Source organism: Actinocrinis sp. (genome assembly GCF_035653575.1).
In the GTDB taxonomy this organism is placed as follows: Bacteria; Actinomycetota; Actinomycetes; order Streptomycetales; family Catenulisporaceae; genus Actinocrinis.
The window spans coordinates 122,303-129,683 of sequence record NZ_DASRBQ010000111.1 but is presented as its reverse complement, the minus strand read 5'-3'; the positions used below and the strand labels follow the sequence as shown (position 1 = coordinate 129,683).

Sequence of the window (7,381 nt, the reverse complement as noted above, 5' to 3'; positions counted from 1 at the left end):
CTATGAGAATCACAGGACACACATGACTAAGTGCTCAGATAATTTACCCTCATTTGTCGCCGCGGCCAACAGGGCCCTCATAAGAGTCAGGTGAGACCGTATTAGCGGACGGACACCGAGATTATCGGAGACGCCGTATCTTATCGCCTACCTTAAGCTCCTATATCAGTAGGTTGCCAAGCCTCGCGAACGCCGCTCCGGAAACGGCAAAATACTCCATACATATGTTCGAATAAAATCGGGGCTTCTTTCGGTAGTGACGAAGCATCAGCCCTTGTGGATACGCGCCGCATGTGATATCGAGCGGCTTCCGGTGAACCGCCGGGACGCGGCGGCTATCGCATTGTGAGTCAGCCGGATTGTCCGTGCCCGCGACCGCGCGCAACTTGTCGTCATCGCTTACCAGACCGGTCTGGTACAGCCGACGCCGCCCGCGCAGCGCCGGCTGTAGCGACCGGACCATAGTCACTCACGCGGGTGCGGTTACGGCAGCGTCCAGTTCTGTGCGCCGGTCCCGTTGCAGCTCCAGATCTGTAGCTGCGTCCCGGCCGTGGTGCTGGAGCCCGGGTCGTCAAGGCAGAGCCCTGACTGCGGGTTGATCAGCGAACCGTTCGCGCCCTGCTGCCACTGCTGCGCGCCGGTGCCGTTGCACGGCCAGTACTGGACCTTGGTGCCGGACGTGGTGCCGCCCGAGGTCACGTCCATGCAGCCACCGAGCACGCGTAGCGTGCCGTCCGAGCCGACGGTCCAGCTCTGCGCCCCGGTGCCGTTGCAGGTCCAGATCTGGATGTGGCTGCCGGCGGTGGTGCTGGAGTTGCTGTCGTCCACGCACAGGCCGGAGGAGACCCCTGACACGATCGGTCCGGTGCCTCCGCCGCCCCCGCCCCCGCCCCCGCCGGAGCCGGTTCCGTTGAACGCGCCGAGGCCGTTGGGCGTGCCCAGACCGGTCGGTCCGTCATAGCCGGGCTGCGCGGTGCACAGGTACGACGGGCTGCACGAGCCGTCGGAGCCGGAGGTGATGTCGTTCAGGGCGCCCGAGTGCGCGTAGAGCACGGAAGCGGCCGCGCTGGACGGCGCCCCGGCGAGCGCGAATACGGACGCGATGATCGGCGAGGAGACGCTGGTGCCACCGACCACGCCCCAGCCGCCGGAGCCGTAGGTGTCGTAGAACGCTACCCCGGTGCCCGGGTCGGCGATCGCCGAGACGTCCGCGACGGTGCGACGGCCGCAGCCCGAGTCGGTCTGCCATGAGGGCTTTGATTCCCAGGACGAGCAGCCCGCGCCGGCTCCGGACCACGTGGACTCCGACCAGCCTCGAGAGTTGGAAGCGCGGTACAGGCTGGTGCCGCCCACAGCCACCACGTACTGCGAGCTGGCCGGGTAGCTGACGCCGTATCCGCTGTCGCCGGAGCTGGCGACGTCGACCACGCCGGAGTGGTTGAAGTCGCCGTCCGCGCCGGCGTCACCCGAGCCGTCCCCGGTGCCCCAGCTGTTGGAGATGAAGCGGGCGCCGAGCGAGACGGCCACGTTCTGGGCGCCTTCCAGGTCCTGCGACTCGACCACCAGGATGTGGCAGTTCGGGCAGACCGCGGAGACCATGTCGACGTCCAGCGAGGCCTCGCCGCCCCAGCCGGTGTCGCCGGGCGGGTAGTTGCCCTGCTGGCCGGAGCCGTTGACCTTGCGGAAGCAGCCGTTCCCGGTGGTGCAGGCCGGCAGCCCGTACTGCGCCCGATAGGTGCCTAGGTCGGATTCGAGGTTCGGATCGTCCGCGGCCTCCATGACCGCGACGGTCGCTCCGCCGCCGTTCGACGCGGAGGCTCCGGCGATGTTGTACGCACTCTGCAGATCACTGGGACCGTACCCGGACGGGGTCGCGTCGGGGGAGAGGGCGCTGGCGCGTACCTGCGCGATATCGGTGCGGATCAGTGCGTAACAGACCGGGCCGCCGGAGCGCAGCGGTGCCGAGCAGGCGTGCTTCGTGGTCACCTGCCGGCCGGCGGTCGCACTGACGGTCGAGGTCGAGGTGTGGTTGGTGTTCGACGTGCTGGCGATGTCGGTGCGAGTGATGTTGGCGCGGATCGTGTTCGACGTGCTGGTGCTGGTGCTGGTACTGACGCTGGTCGTGGTGGCGGCGCTCGCGCTCGTCGGGACGGCGGCGGCGAGCCCCGTTCCGGCGATGACTGCCACGACCGCGAAGAGGATTCTCCTCATGGCGGTTCCTCGTGGGATTGCCTGCGGCTGCGCCGCGCCGCGCGTGGGTGGTGTGGGTAAGGCTGCTGCGACAGCGTTGCTGACTCGCGATCTTTGACAACGTTGTCACGCTGCCCACGGGCAGGAAAGCACCAGGTCGGCAAGGTGTCAAGAATTCCCGATGGCCACCCCGTGCGGGACTGACCGGGCCGCGGTCCCGATCAGCCGGTGAGCGTTGCGGTCACGCCCCCGTTCCGTGCACCTGCGCGGTGTTCACAGTCGTGCTGTGCCGCTCACATTCGTTCTGTGCTGTTCACAGGGACTGACCGCACTCAGCAGCAGCTGCCGCAATTGCAGTCACAATCCGGGTCGTCGCAGCAGTCGCAGGCCGCGAGCACGTCGATTTCCTCCATCATCAGCATTCACCTCCTCTCCCGGCTCCGGTCATCTCGGCGAATTCGGGCACGACCGGACACCAGGTGCCCGGCTCCGGATCGGGGCAGCCGGGCCCCGGAATACCCGCGAGCATCTGCTCGAGGTCCCCGCGCAGCGCGGTGAGCCGCGCGATCTCCCGTTCGATCTCGGCGACCCGGCGGCGCAGCAGCGTCTCAGCGCTCTCGCACGGGCAGGTCCCCGTGTCGCGCACCGCGAGCAGCTCGCGGATCTCGCGTAGTCGCAGGCCCAGCCGCTGCGCGCCCTGGATGAACCTGAGCCGGTCCAGCGACCCGGAGTCGAACTGCCGATACCCGGCCGCACTGCGCCCCGCGGGCTCCAGCAGGCCGGCGCGTTCGTAGTAGCGAACCGTGTCCGGTGAGACTCCCGCCTCCCGCGCCACGTCCGCGACCGTCCAGCGCGCGTTCTCCTGCATCGTCGTACCCATGCCACGACGGTAAACCTGGGAGCGCACTCCAAGGTCAAGGGCTGCGCTCTGAGGGATCACGCGGCGCTCTCGGAGAGAAGAAAGTGCCCGCCCGCCATACTGGCCTCATGTCGAAGCCAGGGCAGCCGCGGGTCCTCGTCGTCGGCAGCGCGAACATGGACCTTGTCACTCGCTGCGAAGCACTGCCGCGACTTGGGGAAACCGTGTTCGCGCAGAGTTTCGACGCGATGCCGGGCGGCAAGGGGGCGAATCAAGCGATCGCCGTCGCGCGGTCCGGGCTTGCGGACTGCGCCTTCCTCGGCGCGGTCGGGGATGACGAATACGGCGCACGTCTGTGCGACGTCCTGCGCGGCGCCGGCGTGGACACCGAACCGGTGCGCGAGTTGCCCGGCGTGCCGACCGGAACGGCGCTGATCACCGTGGATCCGGCGGGCGCGAACACGATTGTGGTGGTTTCCGGAGCGAATGGCTCTTTGTTGGGCCTCTGTGCGGCCGATTTAACACGCGCCCGCGAATGCGCGGTGCTGTTGGCGCAGCTGGAAATTCCGGTGGAGACCGTACATGCCGCATTTACCGCCATCCGCGAATCCGGGCGCGGCACGACGATTCTCAACGCCGCTCCGGCGCGGCCTTTGCCCGCGGAACTGCTCGCGGTAACCGACCTGTTGGTGGTCAACGAAATCGAGGCCGCGACCATTGCGGGGTTCGAGCTCGATGCCGTAGCGGGCGACGCCGCCCTCGCGCGGTGTGGAGAACTGCTCGAATTGACGCCGCGAGTCGCCCTGACGCTCGGGGAACAAGGGGTCTGCTACGCCAGCCGCGACGGCGCCCGATATCAGGTGCCTGCGGCTCGTGCGCGATCCGTCGACACGACCGGTGCCGGCGACACGTTCACCGGAGTGCTGGCCGCCTGCCTGGCCGCCGACCGCCCGGTCGAGATCGCGCTCCAGTACGCGAGCGCCGCGGCCTCGCTGAGCGTCGAGAAGCCGGGCGCGATCCCGTCGATTCCGCGCGAAGCCGAGATCGCCGCACGCCACGCGGCTGCTTACGCCTACTCTGGTGGCGAGCACACCGCCGCGGGCACAGGGCAGGAGAACAGGCGTTGATTCCAGGGAATGGCGCGCCGCGACCGAACGGCGGTCGGCGGCGGGTCGGTGTGGTGGGGGCCGGGATCGTGGGCCTGGCGGTGGCGCGCAGGCTGGCCGAGGTGTGCGGGGACGAGGTGACCGTCTTCGAGAAGGAGACCGAGGTCGCCACCCACCAGACCGGCCGCAACTCCGGCGTGGTGCACTCGGGGCTCTACTACAAGCCGGGCTCGCTCAAGGCGGTGCTGTGCCGGCGCGGGGTCGAGTTGCTGCGCGAATTCTGCGCGCAGAAGGACCTGGAGTACCGGGAGATCGGCAAGGTCGTGGTCGCCCGGGACGCCCAGGAGGTCGAGCGACTGCGCGATCTCGAGGCCCGCGCGCGAGCGAACGGCGTGCCGGGGATCGCCTGGCTGGAACCGCAAGCGCTGCGCGAGATCGAGCCGCACGTGCGCGGGGTGGCGGCGCTGCATTCCCCGACGACCGCGATCGTGGACTACCGGGCGATCGCTCGCGCACTGGCCGACGACCTGGCCGCCGACGGCGGAAAGCTGCTGCTCGGCCAGTCGGTCACGGACATCAGGCCCGAGGGCAGCGGTGTCGCGGTGTACTGCGGTGACAAGCGCAGTCGCGACAAACACAGCGGCGCGGCGGGGCGCGGCGCGGACGAGCGCCACGTATTCGACCATCTCGTGCTGTGCGCCGGACTGCATTCGGACACCCTCGCCCGGCGCGCCGGTGATGATAAGGGACCTGCGATCGTACCCTTCCGGGGCGAGTATTTCCGGCTGGTGCCGCAGCGCGCCGACCTGGTGCGCGGTCTGGTCTACCCGGTGCCCGATCCCGCCTACCCGTTCCTCGGGGTGCACATGACGCCGCGGATCGATGGAAGCGTCGACGTGGGCCCGAACGCGGTGCTCGCCCTGGCCCGCGAGGCCTACCGGCGCCGCGACGTGAATCCGCGCGACCTGATCGCCACGCTGACCTGGCCGGGAGCGCTGCGGCTGTTCGCCAAGCACTGGCGAATGGGCGCGCTCGAGATGTATGGCTCGCTGTCGAAGCGCGCCTTCACCGAGACCGCACGCGCTTACGTGCCCGACCTGACGCCCGCGGACCTCGTGCGCGCCCCGGCAGGCGTGCGCGCACAGGCGGTGGACCGCGATGGCGGACTGGTGGACGACTTCCGCATCAGCTTCCTCGGCCCGGTGACCGCGGTGCGCAACGCTCCGTCCCCGGCCGCGACCTCCAGCCTGGCCATCGCCGAACACGTCGTCGACCGGCTCCTAGAACGCCAGTCCGGCTGCTGAAAGCGGGACCGGGGAGCATCCTGGACGGCGCGCTCAGAACGACGGCGCCGTGACGACGCCGTAGCTCCTGGCGACTTCGAACTCGTAGATGAGCCGGTTCTCCGCGACCATCCGGGCGAGGAACGCCTCCTCGTCGAGTTCGCCGCCGAAGTAGCTGATCGGTCCGCTGGCCCGGCCCTGCATCTCACGGAAGAGGCGCAGGTTCTGCTCAGGCGCCTGCGGCCCGTCGAGGATCGTCACGGTCGCCTCGATGCTGAGCCAGCGGAACGTGCCGTCGAAGACGAACAGGGTGCTGCGCGGGTCACGGCGCAGCCGCCGGGTGCGTACCCGTTCGGCGGTCCCGCTGCTCCAGATGCGCCCGTTGACCAGCCCGATGCCGACCCGCGCCGTCTTGGCGACTCCGGCGGCGTCCACGGTGATCATCGCGGCCGAGTGCTGCGTCCGCAGGAATTCGACTTCTTCCGGAGAGAGGTTCGTCATACCGAAAGGCTAGCCCGCGCTCCGCGGCTTTCCCGGGATCAGGAAGAGTGATACGGCGGCGGTGACCAGATAGAGGCAGGCCGCGAAGAGCGCGACCGTGTGAAAACCCCCGGTGAAGGCGGAGTTGCCGGGCTCTCCGGCGATCGCGCCCGCCACCGCGATACCGATGGCGCCCGCCGCCTGCCGTGCCGTGTTGTTCACCGCCGAGGCCAAGCCTTCCCGCCGCTCGGGCACCGACGCGATCGCCGCGGCCACGACCGCCGGGGTCAGCACGCCGATCCCGATGCCCCACAACAGAAACGCGGGCAGCAGCGCCAGGTATCCGGATCGCGCGCCGGCGGCGAGCAGCAGCGCCAGCCCGCCCGCCGCGATTGCCAGGCCGCCGACGACCGGCACCCGCGGGCCGATCCGGCTGGTCAGCCGCCCGGCGAGCGGAGCGAGCAGGGCCAGCGGCGCGAACAGAGGCACCAGGCTGAGCCCGGCGTCGAGCGCGGAACGGTGCTGCACCGACTGAAGGAACAGCGTCAGCACGAACAGCGTGCCGAGCGTGCCGAGGTTCATCGCCCCCGCGGCGCCGTTCGCTGCGCTGAACCCCGGATGCCGGAACAGCCCGAGCGGAAGCATCGCCTGCTGCCCGCGCCTCCGCTCGACCAGCACGAAGGCGACCAGCAGCGCGACCGCGCATACGGCCGCGACGATGACCTCGGGCCGCGCGGCGGAGCGTCCACCCTCGATGAACGCGAACGTGAGCGCGAAGAGGAACAAGCCGCCGAGCGCCGCGCCCGCCGCGTCCAGCCGCCGCGTTCCCGGCTGCGCCGACTCCTTCACGACGATCACGCAGGCAGCGACCGCGAGCAGCACGATCGGCACGTTGATCATGAATACCGCGCGCCAGCCGAACGCCGCGATCAGCGCGCCGCCGAGCAGCGGCCCGGCCGGCAGCGCCAGGCTGCCCACTCCCGCCCACACCCCGATCGCCCGCGCCTGTGCGCGCCGCTCCGGGAAGGTCCGGCTGACGATGGCCAGCGTGCCGGGCAGCAACAACGCCGCACCCACGCCCTGCACCGCGCGGCCGGCGACCAGCGCGGCGGCATTGGGTGCCAGTGCGCAGCCGAGCGAGCCCAACCCGAAGACCACCAGGCCGATCAGCACGATCCGTTTGTGTCCACGCAGGTCACCGAGGGTGCCGCCAGCCAGCATGAGGGAGGCGAGCGCCAGCGCGTACGCGTCCACCACCCATTGCAGCCCGCTGACTTGCGTGTGCAGGCCGGAACCGATCTGCGGGAGCGCGACGTTCACGATCGTCACGTCCAGCAGCACCAGGAAGTAGCCGACGCACATGGTGACCAGCACGGTCCGCTCCGAGCGCGTCCCACGCGCCGCAGCTTGCGATGACGCGCTCGGAGCCGTTGCTGTCTGTTGTCTACCAGGCATTACCGCCG

Annotated in this window: 6 protein-coding genes; 2 read left to right on the top strand and 4 right to left on the bottom strand. The window is 69.7% G+C overall.

What is annotated here, in order from left to right:
• Nucleotides 1-483: 483 nt before the first annotated feature.
• Both VFA06_RS15960 and VFA06_RS15955 read right to left on the bottom strand, forming a co-directional pair.
• Nucleotides 484-2,211: a S53 family peptidase gene (locus VFA06_RS15960; RefSeq protein WP_324841358.1), complete on the bottom strand. Its 1,728-nt coding sequence runs from the start codon at nucleotides 2,209-2,211 to the stop codon at nucleotides 484-486.
• A 394-nt stretch (nucleotides 2,212-2,605) separates the two neighbouring features.
• Complete coding sequence (locus VFA06_RS15955) at nucleotides 2,606-3,070, bottom strand: heavy metal-responsive transcriptional regulator (RefSeq protein ID WP_324841357.1); 465 nt, start codon at nucleotides 3,068-3,070, stop codon at nucleotides 2,606-2,608.
• An 83-nt stretch (nucleotides 3,071-3,153) separates the two neighbouring features.
• Here VFA06_RS15955 and VFA06_RS15950 point away from each other — a divergent pair, with 83 nt between their 5' ends.
• Together VFA06_RS15950 and lhgO are read left to right on the top strand one after the other, a co-directional pair.
• Nucleotides 3,154-4,176, top strand: coding sequence for a ribokinase (locus tag VFA06_RS15950; protein WP_324841356.1), 1,023 nt, complete (start codon nucleotides 3,154-3,156; stop codon nucleotides 4,174-4,176).
• Nucleotides 4,173-5,459 carry an L-2-hydroxyglutarate oxidase gene (gene lhgO, locus VFA06_RS15945; protein WP_324841355.1) on the top strand — a complete coding sequence of 429 codons (1,287 nt, stop codon included), beginning with the start codon at nucleotides 4,173-4,175 and terminating at the stop codon, nucleotides 5,457-5,459. The genes VFA06_RS15950 and lhgO overlap by 4 nt, the downstream gene beginning before the upstream one ends.
• A gap of 33 nt (nucleotides 5,460-5,492) precedes the next feature.
• Here the strand turns inward: lhgO and VFA06_RS15940 are convergent, their stop codons facing one another.
• On the bottom strand, nucleotides 5,493-5,939 hold the full coding sequence (locus VFA06_RS15940) for a pyridoxamine 5'-phosphate oxidase family protein (protein WP_324841354.1): 447 nt from the start codon (nucleotides 5,937-5,939) through the stop codon (nucleotides 5,493-5,495).
• A 9-nt stretch (nucleotides 5,940-5,948) separates the two neighbouring features.
• The gene (locus VFA06_RS15935; RefSeq protein ID WP_324841353.1) at nucleotides 5,949-7,292 is read right to left on the bottom strand and encodes an MFS transporter; all 1,344 of its coding nucleotides are present in this window, start codon (nucleotides 7,290-7,292) and stop codon (nucleotides 5,949-5,951) included.
• Nucleotides 7,293-7,381 lie beyond the last annotated feature (89 nt).